Here is a 16,316-nt window from a genome sequence, read left to right as displayed (position 1 = left end):
ACAACCTGCTGCATTTTATTTAGCTCGCTACCGTAACCTTAGCCAGTTTTTCGTAATGCAACGCTAAAGCACAATGATCTTTTGATGCCAGGTCATCCGCTTTCAATGCCTGCATCATCTCCATTACTTGTGCGGTAAGCGGCAATTGTGCCCCAACTCCGTGCGAAGTATCCAGCGCGTTAGCTAAATCTTTAATATGCAGGTCAATGCGAAACCCAGGTTCAAAATTACGATTCAGTACCATAGGCGCCTTGGCATCCAGTACGGTACTGCCGGCCAAGCCGCCACGAATAGCTTGATAAACCAGTTCAGGGTTCACACCTGCTTTGGTTGCCAGAACCAAAGCCTCAGACATCGCAGCGATATTGAGCGCAACAATCACCTGGTTAGCCAACTTAGTGACGTTGCCAGCACCGATATCACCGGTATGCACCACAGATCCTGCCATGGATTTCATCACATCGTAATACTGTTCAAACAAACCCTTGTCACCGCCGACCATGACGGACAAGGTGCCGTCAATCGCCTTCGGCTCCCCGCCGCTGACCGGTGCATCCAGCATGCTCACACCCTGCTCGGCCAGCACTCTGGCGATCTCCTGGCTTGCCAACGGAGCAATGGAGCTCATGTCTATCAGGGTCAGTCCGGCATGCGCGCCTTCAATTAGGCCATGCTCACCCAAGGCAACTTCTTTGACGTGCGGTGAGTTCGGCAACATGGTGATTACCACATCACACTGCTGTGCAACCGCTTTTGGTGATGTGGCCGATTCTGCACCAGCATTGACCAGCTCATTCACTGATTCCTGATTGCGATCCAGTACCACCAGAGAGTAACCCGCTTTAAGCAGGTTTTTGCTCATAGGTTTACCCATAATGCCGAGGCCAATAAATCCGATTTTCATAACACTTCCTCTTGCCTTGATTTACTTAATAAATTTCTGACACAGTGCCTGTGTCGCTGCTTTGAATGCGCCTAAATCACTCCCCACCGCCACTAAGTTGGCACCCCATTCGAGGTAACGCTGCGCGTCTTCATACACCGGAGCCAGAATGCCGATGGTTTTGCCTTTCGCATGACCTTTTTCAAACACCATACGAATGGCACCCTGCACGTCCGGATGGTTAGCATTGCCCAAATGCCCCAGTGCGGCCGCCAAATCGCTCGGTCCGACAAAGACCCCGTCAATTCCCTCAACACTGAGAATACTGTCGAGGTTATCCAACGCTAACTGGCTCTCGATCTGCACCACCACAGCAATGTTGTCGTTGATATCCTGAAAATAATTGGTGGTTGTACCGTAGCCATTACTGCGGTGTCCGACCGAAACGCCGCGAATGCCCTGTGGCGGATAGCGCGTCGCCGCCACCGCAAGTTCCGCTTGTTGCTGTGTTTCCACAAACGGGACGATAAGATTGTAAAAACCGATATCCAGTAAACGCTTAATAACAACCGGATCGTTCACTGGCGGGCGAACAACAGGCACACTGCGACTGTCCTTGAGTGCCATTAACTGCGGGATGAAAGTCTGAATGTCATTCGGTGCATGTTCACCATCGAGCAAAACCCAGTCAAAACCGGCCAGGCCAAGGATTTCCGTGGTGATGGGACTTGCCAGGGCACTCCAGCAACCGATTCTTTGCTCCTGATTCAGCAGCGCACGCTTAAAATGATTCGGGTAAGTGTTTTCGTTCATTACGTTATCCTCTGTCTGCGCTTAACGAACCAAGCACGGTTTTTTGTTATCGAATGTCCAGTTAGGAATCAGGTACTGCATGCCAATGGCGTCATCGCGTCCGCTCAGTCCCATATTTTTGTAAAGCTCATGTGCTTTCTCGACCTGAGCCATATCAACCTCAATGCCCAGGCCCGGCTTATCAGGCACAGCAACAAAGCCGCCACGAATCTGCAATGGCTCTTTAGTCAGGCGCTGATTGCCTTCCTGCCAGATCCAGTGGGTATCAATGGCGGTAATGTTGCCCGGTGCCGCGGCGGCAACCTGGGTAAACATGGCAAGCGAAATATCGAAATGATTATTGGAATGTGATCCCCAGGTCAGGCCCCATTCGTGGCACATCTGCGCCACACGTACCGAGCCTTCCATGGTCCAGAAATGTGGATCTGCCAAAGGTATGTCGACCGACTGGAGCGAAATGGTATGCCCCATCTGACGCCAGTCGGTGGCAATCATGTTGGTTGCAGTCGGCAGGCCTGTGGCGCGGCGAAATTCGCTCATCACTTCACGGCCGGAATACCCCTGTTCTGCACCACACGGGTCTTCGGCATAAGCCAGAACACCTTTGAGTTCTTTCCCGACCCGAATCGCTTCTTCCAGAGACCAGGCACCGTTAGGATCAAGCGTCACCCGAGCCTGCGGGAAACGGGCAGCGAGCGCTTTGATCACTTCCGCTTCTTCCTCGGCGCGCAGTACACCGCCTTTCAGTTTGAAGTCGTTGAAGCCATACTTTTCGTAGGATGCTTCCGCCAAACGCACAACCCGCTCAGCGCTTAACGCTTCTTCATGGCGAATGCGGTACCAGTCGCAGTTATCCTGCGGCTGACTCTGATAAGGCAGGTCGGTTTTGTTGCGGTCACCGATAAAGAACAGGTAACCCAGCATCTCGACTTTATCGCGTTGCTGACCCTCACCCAGCAGAGACGCCACCGACACGTTCAACGCCTGGCCGAGCAAATCAAGCATCGCAGCTTCAATAGCGGTCACAGCATGGATGGTCGTTCTAAGATCAAAGGTTTGCAAGCCACGCCCACCGGCATCACGCTCAGCAAACGCGTGGCGCACCTGATTCATGATATTTTTATATTCACCCAGGCCACGGCCGATGATAAAGCCGCGCGCATCTTCGAGTGTTTTACGGATACTCTCTCCTCCCGGAACTTCACCCAAACCGATATTGCCGGAATTATCCTCCATAATGACAATGTTGCGGGTAAAGTAAGGGGCATGTGCGCCACTGAGATTGAGCAGCATGCTGTCGTGACCGGCTACCGGAATCACCAACATATTTTCAATAACAGGCATACCTTTTTCAAAATTCATACTATTCATCCTTTAAGCTATTTTTTTATCAGCACGCGTCTGCTTCTTTGTTTTAAACACTGAGCGAATTGCATACATGACCGACGCCAGAATAATCACCCACAAGCACATGGCGATGGGGCTCTTGGTGAAGAACACCGACAGGTTTCCGTAAGACTCAATACTTTTGACGAAATAGACTTCGGCCGATTTGCCTAAAATAAATCCGATAATAAACGGCACTACTTCGAGACCAATTTTGGGGGCCACCACGCCGAACACACCAAATAACACCAGAGTCCAGACATCAAACATCACACCGTAGTTAATGGCATAGGCTCCGATGACACACATCATCACAATGATTGGATAGAGAATGTACTTAGGAATCATCACCACTTTAGCGACGTGACGAATGGCGAAGTACATGATGGCAAACATGACGAAATTGGCGAAAAACAGTGAGAGGATCATAAAATCCCAGGTTTCGAGATTTTCGTTAATGAACAATGGACCGACCTGAATACCCTGCAGGGTAAAGGCACCAATCAATACCGCGGTTGTTGAATCGCCCGGAATGCCCAGCGACAGCAAGGGAATCAATGCGCCACCAGTCAGACCATTGTTAGCCGATTCGGAAGTAATAATGCCCTCTGGACAGCCCTTACCCATTTGCTCCTTATTCTTACTGATGTTCTTTTGCTGGGTATAAGCCAGCACCGAAGCGGCACTACCACCGATACCGGGTAACATACCGACAAAAGTCCCAATCGACGAAGAACGAATCAGGTTAAACCACTGCCCGTTAAAGACTTTCCAGTCAAAGCGCGTTTTGCGATCCAACTGGATCATGTCCCCTTGCACATGATCAGCCTGGCTGACGCGGCAACAGGCGGTGATGATCGCGGCAAGCCCGAACATACCGATCAGCACAGGAAGCAGCGAGAAACCAAAACTCAGTTGATCTTCCAGTGCCTGTGGCATGAGACGATATTCGCCATTACCGCCAACAGAAATGTCGTACGCGCCGATTAGGCTGATCAAAATGCCAAGCAAGCCACTGAAGATGCCCATCAGGATGTGTTTTGAGAGTGAGGAGATCACTGTCAGTGCCAGAAAAATGAGCAGGAACTTTTCAACCGTCGAAAATTTAATCGCAAAGTTTGCTAAGAAAGGGGCAAAGAAATACAGCACCACCGCACTGAACAAACCGCCAAACAGTGACGAAGCGACCGCCACTTTGAGTGCTTTTTCTCCTTGCCCTTTCTGGGCCATGGGATAACCATCAAATGTTGTGGTGATGGAAGAAGGCGTACCGGGAATATTGAGCAGTACTGCAGGAACCAGGCCTCCCGAGATGCCACCGACGTACAGTCCAAGCAGCAGTGCCAGGCCATCATTCAGACCGAGTGAGTAGGTTAATGGCAGGCAGACCGCAACCGCTAACGTCGCTGTCATACCAGGTATGGCACCAAAGATAATCCCAATCAGGACCCCGATGGAGCTCAGTAAAAACATATTGACAGATAAATGTGACAAAATTTCCATAAGATATTCCACATTCAGTTTCACGTAATAAATTTAAGGCAAGGTAATACCAAACATCTGCCCTAAAACGACCCAGGCAATCACTGGTGATAAAATTGAATTTATTGTTATATAGATAACTTTTCTCTGCGTTATTTCTTTTTCCATTAGAAATGGAATGATGAAGAGAAAAGGAACGGTCGCAATCAAAAACGCATAGCCAGTATTAGGGAAAATTTCTCCCAGCTGTTGCATAATTAATATGTAACCACTAATAAGGGCCAGAAAAAAGTAAGCTTTATAGTTGTTATTATTGATGATCTTTTGCCAGGAAAATGACTTCACACTGGCTGCTATTATTTTTCTCTCTTTGACCAAAATAATCATAAGCAGACAGATTAAACAGGTGATGATTATTTTTGGAAAAAACCAATGCGATTGTGCAAAGTCAATATTTACATCGAGCATATCGTTTCCTTGTGTAGGGTAGTTTTGATTTTGTTTGAATTAGTATATGACTATCGACCAAGCGAGGGCTTTATTAAAAACTCCAAAAATAGCATTAAGTTAACGGGCTATTTTGTAGGATCCAACAACAGGGTGTGACACGGACACAAAACAATTAAGCTATTGTTTTTATTAAATAAAATAAATACCTATAATAAATTCATGCCAGGGTCGCTTTTGTGCTTCTTTACAAAATGCAGATGCAAGTAGAAATCTGATAGCCATCACAATCCTTACCGTAGCCAGATCTGTTTTCTAAAAAATGGCCTGACGGAATTACCGTCAGGCCATTTTTACTAAGTAGTGAATAGTGAAATTACTTATCCACTGATGGGCGTGTTGGTTGCTAACGCAGCCAGTTGGTTTTACTCAGTTCAACAATCTCATCGCCACGACCGTTAATGATCGCTTTGAGCATGTAAAGACTAAACCCTTTCGCGTGCTCTATATTGATCTGGGGTGGCATCGCCAGTTCTTGTTTTGCGGTATCCACTTCCAGAACCACCGCCCCCGGATAATGCAGCGTTTCGCTCAGTGCCCCCGGCAGCGCCTCGGGATCAGTGACATGAATACCTTTGATACCACATGCCTGGGCGATCTCGGCAAAGCTCGGGTTCTGCAGATCGGTATCATCTGATAAATAGCCTCCGGCTTTCATCTCCATCGCAACAAACCCCAGAGAACGGTTATTGAATACGATGATTTTAACCGGTAAATCCAGCTGATTGAGAGACAACAGATCCCCCATCAGCATAGAGAAGCCACCGTCACCACACAGGGCAACAACCTGACGAGTGCGATCCAGCGCCTGCGCGCCCATCGCCTGTGACATCGCATTGGCCATTGAGCCATGGTTAAACGAACCGATCAGGCGGCGCTGACCATTCATTTCCAGATAACGGGCCGCCCACACAGTCGGGGTACCGACATCACAGGTAAATACCGCATCCTCTGCCGCTTGCTCACTAATTAAGCGCGCCAGATATTGCGGGTGAATCAGACCACGTCCGGTTTTACCACTGGCCAGATCATCCAGACCTTTACGCGCCTGCTTATAGTTCGCAATACAGTCGCTCAGATGTTTGGATGAACGGCCACTACTGATAAAAGACAGCAGCTTGTCCAATGTCGCTTTCGTATCCCCCAGCACACCAAATTCTATCTGAGTATGACGACCAAGAGAGGCGGGGTTATTGTCGATTTGTACAATTTTGGCATTCTCCGGATAAAATGCCCGGTACGGGAAGCTGGTACCAATAAGCAGTAAAGTATCCGCTTCACGCATCGCGTGGTAACCGGAGGCAAAGCCAATCAAACCGGTCATCCCTACGTCGTACGGATTGTCATATTCGATGTATTCTTTCCCGCGCAGAGCGTGCACAATCGGTGCCTGCAGTTTTTCTGCCAGAGCCACCACCTCTTGATGCGCACCTTTCACTCCGGCACCAACCATCAGCGTCACTTTGTCGCTGCTGTTGAGATACTGCGCTAACTGTTCAATATCCGATGTATGCGGCGTATACAAAGCCGGTTTAGGCAAACTCCACTTCGGTAACACCCCTTCCGGCATCGGTTTCAGCGCTATATCGCCTGGTAGTACCAGCACGGCCACATCATTGTGCAGGATAGCCTGACGCATCGCGGTTTCAAGCAAGTAAGGCATTTGCTCTGGGTTGGAAACTAACTCACAGAAAACACTACATTCTTTGAATAATTCCTGGGGGGTGAGTCTCCTGAAAATAGTTGGTTCCTATTTCTGCAGAAGGGATATGTGCCGCAATCGCTAACACGGGAACCCGATTACGGTGACAATCAAACAGGCCGTTAATCAAGTGCATATTGCCGGGCCCGCAAGAACCGGCACACACAGCCAACTGCCCGGAAAGATGGGCTTCAGCGCCGGCGGCGAACGCCGCCACTTCCTCATGGCGGGTTCCCAGCCATTCGATCTGACCAATTTTTCTCAGGCTGTCACTCAGCCCGTTCAACGAGTCGCCAGTGACTCCCCAAATGCGTTCCACGCCAGCCTGGCGCAACGTATCTGCGATAAAATAGGCGATAGTTGGATTACTCATACGAAAATCTCCACGTCGGTGATTGATGCGAAAAATCTGCAAAGCAAAGGAGTGCATTCAAAAAAACCGTGCGTGTTATCTCGTTTTTTATCATCCTCTCTCTATAAAACTTGTTCAATATCAATTTATTTAAATTCTTGTAATGTTTTTTTATAAAAGATGATTTTTTAGGCATAAAGAGCATAAGCAAACCGCAGATAGCAGTTAGTTGATAGCAGCCTAAGGAGCAGATCAGCCGCACATATGGTGAGTAAGAGGCCACTCGGACAAGGCAGAAGCCAGATAATGCTCCCGGCGAGCGGGAGCACTGAGCGGGAAAGTATGTTAAGAGATGATGCTGTAAAACTTCATGTCTGCTGTCAATCTCTCGGCTTGATCCTGAATGACGTGATCCGGAACATTCTTCTTATATTCATCACAGCATTGGTTAGTCATCACCATACTGAAAACGGTGTATTGATGCTGTTCTGCCAACTGGTAAAAATATTCCATATCTTCACATTTGGAGAAGGAATTGGTGACCGCTATCTTGTTAGCCCCCTGCTCCATCAGATTTTTGACTCCGTTGCGGCAATACTCATCCGCATAAGGTTTTAATTTTTCATTCCATCGGTTCTGACCATACTGCCGATAGTAATCCCAGCACGAGACGATATTGTCATTGGCCAATAAGGTCCGGATAAATTCTGTTTTACCGGTGCCAAAAGGCCCACGAAGAATATACAGGTATTTCATGACATCTCCTCAAATCAAAGGGATAGAAACGCAGTTATGATTGAGACCTGTCTTTGCGGATCACTCAATCTTTGCTGCAAAAACGATGAACAGTAGCATCGCCCCTGATGATTAAGCCCACAGAGTGGGCTTAATCATGGCTATCACCACCATAAAAAGCGAACTCTCGTCACTCGGTGATATTGGCAAGCACTTGTTTGTATTTATCGTTTTTCGCCTGTAGATGCTTGAGGGCATCCGCTGAATCGCGATAGTTAGGCACAAAGAAAGCCTTCTCAAACGTTTTTTGAATTTCGCCCTCGGCATAAATCTCTTTTAACGCTTTATCGATATAGGCGATCTGGTCTTTCGGCATTTTCTTGTTGTAGAGGAAGAAAAACTCTTTATCGAACGTGAAGTTACTTTGCGCATCCATCGGCACCACTACATTGGGCTCAGCATAAGAGAAGATCTGTTCCTGACTCAGACTACCAAAGCCGTTTTTGTTGACGTCCGCAATGGTATCTTTGGTTGAGGTTAACCAGACAAATTTCATCGCCTTCTGATCCGATTCAGGCAAGCGGGTAAATTGTTCATTCGCCGGTAAACTGCCCTGGATCATATCAGCCAAACCATCAAACAGCTGTTGGTTCTTATCAGCCTGAGAACCGGTATTCACCGCAATAAAATGACTTTCCTGCCCCGGATACTTCATCTTAATGGCATTTTTTACCGCGCTGTAGCCAATTTCAGAAACACCACCCGGCTGAATCGCTACGCGGATTTCTTTGCCTTCACCAACAGCATTGATGATGTCATCCAGCGTATTGTAGGGTGATTTTTTCGGCACAAGATAAGCGTTAGCCGGGTTAATCGCGAAAGTGGGGCCAATAATATATTGGTTGAAAATATCGTAGTAACCGCGAGTGCCGTACAGATTACCCAGGTATGACTGATCGTGGAAAATCATAATGGTGCTGCCGTTGCCAACACGTTTCAGCGTGCTGAATGCGGCACTTGAGCCCACCGCATCTACTTTGATGTTGGTATCAAGTTTTTTTGCCAGCGCTTCAGAAATAATGGCTGCGGCCTGATAGGTATCGCCTCCGGTCGATTTCGAGCCGATCACCACACGGATATTGCCAAAGTTCGGCTTATCAGCACTCATCGCGACCATAGGCAATGCCATTAAAGAGAAGGCAATCGCATGTTTAATCAGTTTTTTCATAAATTCCTCTCGTTTCACGTTAATTGTTGTCTTTGTTATATCTCTTCTATCGGTTATCTCGGTTATCAGGTTACCGGAGCCGGATTAAACACAGCCAGTGCGTTATGCAAGCCCCACTGGTCGGAATACGTTTGCTTATCACCGCTCGCCACGGCCAGAATGTGGTTAAAAATTTCCCAGCCCATCTCTTCGAGTGAGCTTTCTCCGGTCGCCACCGTACCAGCATTGATATCCATCAGATCATGCCAGCGGCGCGCCAACGAGGAACGTGTCGCCACCTTGATGACAGGCACTGCTTCCAGTCCGTAAGGTGTCCCACGGCCGGTGGTAAACACCTGTACCGTGATCCCCGATGAGACTTGCTGAGTGCCGCAGACAAAATCGCTGGCAGGCGTGGCCGCAAAAATTAAACCTTTTCGGGTCGGACGCTGCCCCGGAGAAAGAACTTCAACAATCGCGCTGCTGCCTGACTTGGCAATGGACCCAAGCGCTTTCTCAACCACGTTGGCCAGTCCGCCTTTTTTGTTACCCGGAGAAGGGTTTTCTCTGCGATCGGTTTTTCCGAGGCTAAGATAATGATCGTACCAGGCCATCTCTTCCATCAGGCGCCGGCCAACCTGCTCATCAATACAACGGGGCCCCAGCAGATAAACCGCATCACGCACTTCAGTGACTTCCGAAAACATCACGGTGGCGCCACAGCGGACCAGCAGATCGGACGCATAACCCACGGCAGGGTTCGCCGTGACACCTGAAAACGCATCACTGCCGCCACACTGCATGCCCACCACCAGCGCAGATACCGGACACTCTTCACGCTGGCGCTGATTGAGTTTTTTCAGATGCATTTCAGCGGTTGCCAGAATGCTGCGCACCATGGATTGAAAACCAATATGGTTTTCACTTTGCAAGGAGATAATACTTTCGGGTGCGACGTTAATCGTCTCGACATCATCCGTTCCCTGCAGCAGCCTTTCCGGCTGTAACTTTTCACAACCGAGGCCAACCACCATGACCTCGCCGCCAAAATTAGGGTTCAGAGCCAGATTATGTATGGTGCGGATCGGCACCACAGATGCAGGAGCATTGATCGCCACACCACAACCGTACAAATGATTGAGTGCTACTACGCCATCCACATTCGGATACTTAGGCAGCAGATCCTGTTTAATCAGGTTCACCACGTAATCAACCACACCGGCAACACAGTGAACGCTGGTGGTAATACCGAGCAGATTTTTCGTGCCGACACTGCCGTCCGGATTGCGATAGCCTTTGAAGGTGTAATCTGACAAAGGAGGCAATGGTTCGGGGACTTTTGTGGCGAGAGGAATGTCATCCAGCGGCGGGGCTTCCGGAATGTCGACTAAAAATTCGTTGATCCATCCACCCTTGGGGATTGAAGCGTTAGCAAAGCCAATCACTTCACCATAGCGCACGATGGGCTCGCCGGGAGCGAATGGCGCCAGGGCCACTTTATGGCCCTCGGGAATGTCTTCCTGTAAGGCAAAATCGTTATTAAATAAGGTTCCCTGCGGCAACCCACCATCGTTGACCACAATAGCGACATTGTCTTCCGGATGAACTTTGATATAGCGAGGCAGCACATTTTTCATAATCTGACTTCTTATTTTTATTCAACTCATAAAAATTAAAACATCAGACCCTGCATAACATCAGAACTATTATCAAAAAATTTACTTTTTATTCAGCCCGGTTTTGTAATAATTCACAAAGGCAGAGATACACATCACAAGCGACCCACAAAAATAGAACTTTGGTCTAAGAGTGATTCAATGTCACTAATTTTTAATAATTAAAATTTAGTTATATAAAGAGATCGCAGTCACAAATAAAATCACGTCACGATCACACAGAACTAACTCATCATCATTTATAAATAAAATTCACTTAAACAGCGAACTATTTACTAATTTAATTTATTCAACAAAATCATTTGAAATAATTTAAAATGATCATACAGTGGCATAATAAATCATATAACGATAATCAGTTGGCTTTAATATCTGTTGGCTGTAATAGACCGGAAATATATAGTGATGTGGTTAATCATTTTGCGTATACGGTTTTACTGGCCCGGATTTAATGCCGTCCTACCTTGCTAAAATCAGGAGATTGGTAATGAAACCCAATGTTGTACTGTATAAATCCATTCCGGATCCGGAACTCAATAAATTACATCGTCACTTTAATCTAACCTGCTTCGATGGCGTGAATGCGCAGAACCGTGAACAATTTCATCATGCTCTCACCCATGCCGAAGGCATTATTGGTTCGGGGGTCAATATGCCGGCACCGTTGCTCGATACCGCCACCAATCTCAAAGCCGCAGCAACCATTTCCGTCGGTACGGATCATTTTGATCTTGATTACCTTACTCAGCGCGGTATCCCGCTGATTCATACACCTGGCGTATTAAACGAAACGGTCGCCGATACAGTGATTCTGTTGGCATTGGGCGCCGCCCGCCGCGCAGTTGAACTGTCTAATATGGTTCTGGATGGACGCTGGACACAAAACATCGGACAGCAACATTTTGGGGTTGATCTGTACGGCAAGACCATGGGCATCATCGGTATGGGCCGTATTGGCTGCGCAGTCGCAAAACGTGCCCATCATGGCTTTGGTATGTCGATTTGCTATCACAATCGCTCGGCTAACCCGGAAGCAGAACAGGATTTCGCGGCTCAGCGTCTGGAACTGGATGAGTTACTGCAAGTCTCAGACTTCATCGTTGTGCTGGTGCCTCTCAGTGAGCAAACCACCAAATTGATTGGCGAGGCGCAGTTTGCCCGGATGAAACCCAGTGCTGTCTTTGTCAACGCGGCACGCGGTAAGGTTGTCGATGAACAAGCCATGATCACGGCTCTGAAAAACAACATGATTCGGGCTGCCGGGCTGGACGTGTTTGAAGTCGAACCTCTACCCGCCAACTCTGAGCTCACCAAACTCGACAACGTATTTCTGCTGCCGCATATCGGTTCAGCGACCAGTGAAACACGCCTTGCAATGGTGGAGTGTGCGGTCGACGGGTTTATCGCTGCGATGAACGGCGACTACTCGCAAGCGTGCGCCAACCAAAAGCGCTTGGCGGCCTTAGCAGAGATCTGATCGCTCGTCAGGATCTGCTCACAAGCCGCCACTGTTCTTTCTCTGAAAAAAGCCCGGGCAATCTTGATTATCTCAGCCATCAGGGTGGCGAATTTGGTGTGATCCTATACAGTGAACATATTGATACTTTATCCTGCGTTAACTGGGTATTGCTCATAGTTAGCGCATGATAGCAGATGTGTGCTGATAGCCATCTTTCGTCTTTGTCCTGACTTTGTTTTGGATCTGATTTTCTATATGGAACGGTATGAAGCTCTCCTTGCGCCCCGCGACCGATGCAGATTACCTGTTCGCGTTTGAACTCAAGAAACTGTGCGAGCAGGATGTCATCACCCGTCAATTTGGCTGGGATGAAGAATTGCAACTGGAGTTACATCGCCAGGAATGGCGTTCAGGCCTGCCGACCCTGATTTGTGCTGACGGGATTGCTGTCGGCACTTTTCGTCTTCATCTTCATGATGATCGTTTTCATTTTTCGCGCTTTTTTATTCTCCCCGCCTATCAAAACCAAGGCCTGGGCAGTGAAATACTGACATTCGTAACGAAACGTTGCACCCAGTTACAACGTGCCTGTCTGCTGTGCTGCATTCAGGGTAACCGTGCGACTGAGCTGTATCAACGTTTTGGATTCAAGACTTATCGTCAAGATTGTCAATTTATTCATATGAAATTTCAGCCAACCGATGATTAATGATCTTTTCTTTCACCGACAACGCCGTATCGCTGATGCAATTAAGTCAGAGCAGCGCAGACATCACAAAGCACTAAGGACTTGCCCCAGTTAGCCACTCACCTCAAACAACAAGTCAGCTTTTTCAGATAAGCGCCGGCTCGTTCGGATGACAAATTGCGATCCGCACGAGTGTTTTTCATCCCGACATCAGGCTGGTCAGTTCGAATTAAGCCCAATCGCCTGTTATAACATCCGCTTTATCTTGACGCCTTTCCGACAACTCATACAATCAAGCTATTAATCATTAAGCTGCTGGCACCGCTAAACGAAGCGTTTTTGTACATCCGATATCTGCCGCACAAACGCTGTTCCCCCGAAAAATAGACAGCAAGGTGCTCGCTGGATCTGATGCAAAAACTGGCGTAAGGAAAAACCGCTATGGACAGAACGGTACACATCAAAAACGCGCAGGAAATAGCCCAAATGCGTACAGCAGGCAAACTGCTGGCACAAGTGTTCGACATGCTTGATGAGTTCGTCATTCCCGGCCGTTCGACCATGGAAATCAATCATAGAGTTGAGGATTTTATTGTCCGGACTTTAGGTGCACGCCCTGCCAGCAAAGGGCAATATGGTTATCCCTATGCGATTAACAGCTCTGTTAATGAGGTTGCTTGCCACGGCGTGCCGGCCCCCCGAACAGATCCCTGAGCGAGACAGACATCCTCAATCTGGATGTCACACTCGAACATGAGGGTTTCATTGTTGATTGCAGCAAAAATTATCTCATGCCGAACGCCGATGCGGCCGCCAGAGCATTGGTCAGTGCGAGTCATCAGGCGTTGTGGGCAGGGATCAGGCAAGTCAGGCCCGGTGCCATGCTGGGCGACATTGGCTACACCATCCAGCGTTTTGCTGAATCACATGGTTACAGCGTTGTTCGCGAATACTGTGGGCACGGTATTGGCCGCGAAATGCACGAAGCACCGCAGGTTTTACATTACGGCCTGCCCAACCGCGGCCTGACACTGCGCGAAGGAATGGTATTTACCATCGAACCCATCCTCAATCTCGGCGGTGACAAAGTCTATACCCGGCAAGATGGCTGGAGCGTCGCGACTTCAGATAATCAACTCTCCGCCCAGTCAGAGCACACGGTACTGGTGACCGCCACTGGCTACGAAGTCCTTACCGCTCAGCATCCGATTGGCTCACCGGCAGCGTAACGCCGCAGTTCAGCGACACGGGCTTGGTCAACCCTGTCTTAGCCAGGCTTTAGGTACACTGACGTAAACGCTACACATCGATGTGGCGGGCAATCATAATCACTTCGTCGGCGCTATAGAGATCGCTCAGGGTCGCTTCGACTTCCGCTCCCAACGCCTGGCGATATAGATTCTGAGCCCGGTTATCGGCCCGGGTAGTGATAAGGATATGTTTCAGAGTGGAACCCTGATTACGTAACTGCTCTTTGACCAGAGGCAGGGAATCGGTGAGTAGCTGACGACCAATCCCCTGGCCCTGATGAGAGGGTTCAACGGCCAGTTGTTCCAGTTCCAACACGACCTGGGGACGAAAGCCGCTTTTCTGCGCCCAGATGATATAACCGACCACTTCCCCTCGTTTCTCTGCGACCAGACAAAACGTACGTGGCGCGGCTTTAAAACTGCACTGGAGCCATTGCTGTGAATATTGCTGACGCGGAAAAGCCACCTGATGGATCAGAGCGGCCGCGGGGACATCCTGCGCCAACATAAAACGAACTGCCATAATCACCTCTGTTTCGGTTTTGTGCCTGACCACGATACCACTGCACAAATCAAATTTCTTTTCTTTTCAAAGGCTATTTTCATTGCATAATAAAAACCCCGGCACAGGCCGGGGCTTTGCAGAGATCAGGCGTGGCGCTGATTAACTGTTATAGACATTCTCGTCCAGTTCGCGTTCGCTTTTCGCAACCAGAACGGCCACCATCATGTCACCACAAACGTTAATCGTAGTACGCGCCATATCCAGAATACGGTCAATACCGGCCACAATCGCCAGGCCCTCTACAGGCAGGCCAACCGTGCTCAGTACCAGAGACAACATGATAAGACCCGCACCCGGTACACCCGCAGTACCAACCGATGCCAGTGTCGCGGTCAGAATAATGGTCAGGTAGTCTGAGGTTTGCAGATCGATACCAAATGCCTGCGCGATGAACAGCGCGCACACACCTTGGTAGAGTGCCGTACCATCCATGTTAATGGTTGCCCCCAGCGGCAGAACAAAACTCGACACACCTTCAGACACACCCATGTCCTGGCGAGTCGCTTTAATTGTCGCAGGCAAGGTACCTGAACTGCTCGATGTGGTAAACGCAACCGCTGCAGGGTTAGTAATCGCACGCAGATATTTGATTGGGTTCAGTCGACCCAGCACGCTCAGCACGCCGGAATAGAACACCAACACATGGATCAGCGCACCCAGGTACACTGCACCAATCACTTTGATCAGTGGCAGAAGGACGTCCAGACCATAAGTACCGGCAACCCAGGCCATCAGACCAAAGATGCCGTACGGAGCCAGTTTCATCACCAGTTCAGTCAGCTTGTACATGGCTTCCGCCAGGCTCTCAAACAGTTTCACTGCCGGTTCACCTTTTTCACCCACCAACACCAGGGAAACACCAAGACCAACCGCAAAAACGATGATTTGCAGAATGTTACCCGCCGCCAGAGCATTGACCGGGTTTTGCGGGATCATCGCCAGCAGCGTCTGCACCAGCGGGGGCGCACTCTTACCAGCATCATCAAGATCTTTCGCAACCATGTTCAGTCCGGCGCCAGGTTCAAGCAGAGCAGAAAGGCCAAGACCAATGGCAATCGCAACGGCGGTCGTTCCCAAATACAACACCACGGCTTTGACGCCAATACGCCCCATCTTGCGGGTGTCTTTCATCGATGTAATACCAACGATCAGAGAACAGAACACCAAAGGCACGATCAACATTTTAATCGCGTTAATAAAGAGAGTACCGATTGGCTTAAGCAATGCAGCACTCGGGCCCATCAGCGCACCAACGATAATACCGGCCACCATACCAATCAGGATTTTTTTCCACAGCGCCATGCCTGACCAAAAACCCTGACGGGATGACTGTACTTGATTGTCCATTTCTTTCCTTGTGTGTTGATAGTGTAAACGACTAAAAAAAGCAAAGGCGTAATTACACAATAAAAGTCGCCTGACGTAAACTGTGATAAATGACTATTTTCACTCCCTGACAAGGAATAATTATCCAACAAAACTGACTCAGAGCTGGGTCAAATGCAACTTTCCCCATATAAATTTTCATTGATCTTGTGCGTTTTATTTCTATTTAACCGTACGCCGTTTAAAAAACAGCTCACACTATTCGCGACATATTCAGGGCAATAT

16 protein-coding genes are annotated in these 16,316 nt (G+C 48.7%); 4 read left to right on the top strand and 12 right to left on the bottom strand.

The genetic code is table 11. The features are described from left to right. Positions 1–19 precede the first annotated feature (19 nt). The 10 genes from garR to garD form a co-directional block, all read right to left on the bottom strand. Entirely contained in the window at positions 20–904 is an 885-nt protein-coding gene (garR, locus tag KNV97_RS00190) for a 2-hydroxy-3-oxopropionate reductase (protein ID WP_136487369.1), read from the bottom strand. Positions 905–925: 21 nt separating this feature from the next. Continuing rightward, positions 926–1,696 carry a 2-dehydro-3-deoxyglucarate aldolase gene (garL, locus tag KNV97_RS00185; protein ID WP_218561786.1) on the bottom strand — a complete coding sequence of 257 codons (771 nt, stop codon included), beginning with the start codon at positions 1,694–1,696 and terminating at the stop codon, positions 926–928. Positions 1,697–1,717: 21 nt separating this feature from the next. After that, positions 1,718–3,058 carry a glucarate dehydratase gene (gene gudD / locus KNV97_RS00180; RefSeq protein WP_218561785.1) on the bottom strand — a complete coding sequence of 447 codons (1,341 nt, stop codon included), beginning with the start codon at positions 3,056–3,058 and terminating at the stop codon, positions 1,718–1,720. A gap of 12 nt (positions 3,059–3,070) precedes the next feature. Further along, on the bottom strand, positions 3,071–4,585 hold the full coding sequence (locus tag KNV97_RS00175) for a tripartite tricarboxylate transporter permease (protein WP_136487372.1): 1,515 nt from the start codon (positions 4,583–4,585) through the stop codon (positions 3,071–3,073). Between the two features lie 33 nt (positions 4,586–4,618). Continuing rightward, positions 4,619–5,032 carry a tripartite tricarboxylate transporter TctB family protein gene (locus KNV97_RS00170; RefSeq protein WP_136487373.1) on the bottom strand — a complete coding sequence of 138 codons (414 nt, stop codon included), beginning with the start codon at positions 5,030–5,032 and terminating at the stop codon, positions 4,619–4,621. A 385-nt stretch (positions 5,033–5,417) separates the two neighbouring features. Further along, positions 5,418–6,734 carry a thiamine pyrophosphate-dependent enzyme gene (locus tag KNV97_RS00165; protein ID WP_218561809.1) on the bottom strand — a complete coding sequence of 439 codons (1,317 nt, stop codon included), beginning with the start codon at positions 6,732–6,734 and terminating at the stop codon, positions 5,418–5,420. A gap of 34 nt (positions 6,735–6,768) precedes the next feature. After that, positions 6,769–7,146, bottom strand: coding sequence for a thiamine pyrophosphate-binding protein (locus KNV97_RS22080; RefSeq protein ID WP_218561808.1), 378 nt, complete (start codon positions 7,144–7,146; stop codon positions 6,769–6,771). Between the two features lie 324 nt (positions 7,147–7,470). Further along, positions 7,471–7,881: a hypothetical protein gene (locus KNV97_RS00155; protein WP_218561783.1), complete on the bottom strand. Its 411-nt coding sequence runs from the start codon at positions 7,879–7,881 to the stop codon at positions 7,471–7,473. Positions 7,882–8,050: 169 nt separating this feature from the next. Further along, positions 8,051–9,088 (bottom strand): hypothetical protein, encoded by a 1,038-nt coding sequence (locus KNV97_RS00150; protein ID WP_218561807.1) that lies wholly within the window; start codon positions 9,086–9,088, stop codon positions 8,051–8,053. A gap of 65 nt (positions 9,089–9,153) precedes the next feature. Next, positions 9,154–10,704 (bottom strand): galactarate dehydratase, encoded by a 1,551-nt coding sequence (garD, locus tag KNV97_RS00145; protein ID WP_218561780.1) that lies wholly within the window; start codon positions 10,702–10,704, stop codon positions 9,154–9,156. Between the two features lie 526 nt (positions 10,705–11,230). Between garD and KNV97_RS00140 the strand changes: the two genes are divergently transcribed. From KNV97_RS00140 to map, 4 genes are all read left to right on the top strand, one after another. Beyond that, a complete protein-coding gene (locus KNV97_RS00140) occupies positions 11,231–12,220 on the top strand; it encodes a 2-hydroxyacid dehydrogenase (protein WP_218561806.1) in 990 nt (329 codons plus the stop codon). A 247-nt stretch (positions 12,221–12,467) separates the two neighbouring features. Further along, a complete protein-coding gene (locus KNV97_RS00135; protein WP_218561778.1) occupies positions 12,468–12,911 on the top strand; it encodes a GNAT family N-acetyltransferase in 444 nt (147 codons plus the stop codon). Positions 12,912–13,331: 420 nt separating this feature from the next. Then, positions 13,332–13,604: a M24 family metallopeptidase gene (locus KNV97_RS22295; protein WP_456119791.1), complete on the top strand. Its 273-nt coding sequence runs from the start codon at positions 13,332–13,334 to the stop codon at positions 13,602–13,604. Continuing rightward, positions 13,568–14,119, top strand: a complete 552-nt coding sequence (gene map / locus KNV97_RS00130) for a type I methionyl aminopeptidase (RefSeq protein WP_456119790.1) — start codon at positions 13,568–13,570, stop codon at positions 14,117–14,119. Before KNV97_RS22295 ends, map begins: the two co-directional genes overlap by 37 nt. A 70-nt stretch (positions 14,120–14,189) precedes the next feature. Here the strand turns inward: map and KNV97_RS00125 are convergent, their stop codons facing one another. Together KNV97_RS00125 and KNV97_RS00120 are read right to left on the bottom strand one after the other, a co-directional pair. Next, positions 14,190–14,663 (bottom strand): GNAT family N-acetyltransferase, encoded by a 474-nt coding sequence (locus KNV97_RS00125; protein WP_407701875.1) that lies wholly within the window; start codon positions 14,661–14,663, stop codon positions 14,190–14,192. 141 nt (positions 14,664–14,804) lie between these two features. Continuing rightward, a complete protein-coding gene (locus KNV97_RS00120) occupies positions 14,805–16,052 on the bottom strand; it encodes a dicarboxylate/amino acid:cation symporter (RefSeq protein WP_206208441.1) in 1,248 nt (415 codons plus the stop codon). Between the last annotated feature and the right edge of the window lie 264 nt (positions 16,053–16,316).

This window comes from Vibrio ostreae, assembly GCF_019226825.1.
In the GTDB taxonomy this organism is placed as follows: Bacteria; Pseudomonadota; Gammaproteobacteria; order Enterobacterales; family Vibrionaceae; genus Vibrio; species Vibrio ostreae.
The sequence above is the reverse complement of the archived record's forward strand: the minus strand, read 5'-3'. Positions and strand labels throughout refer to the sequence as shown.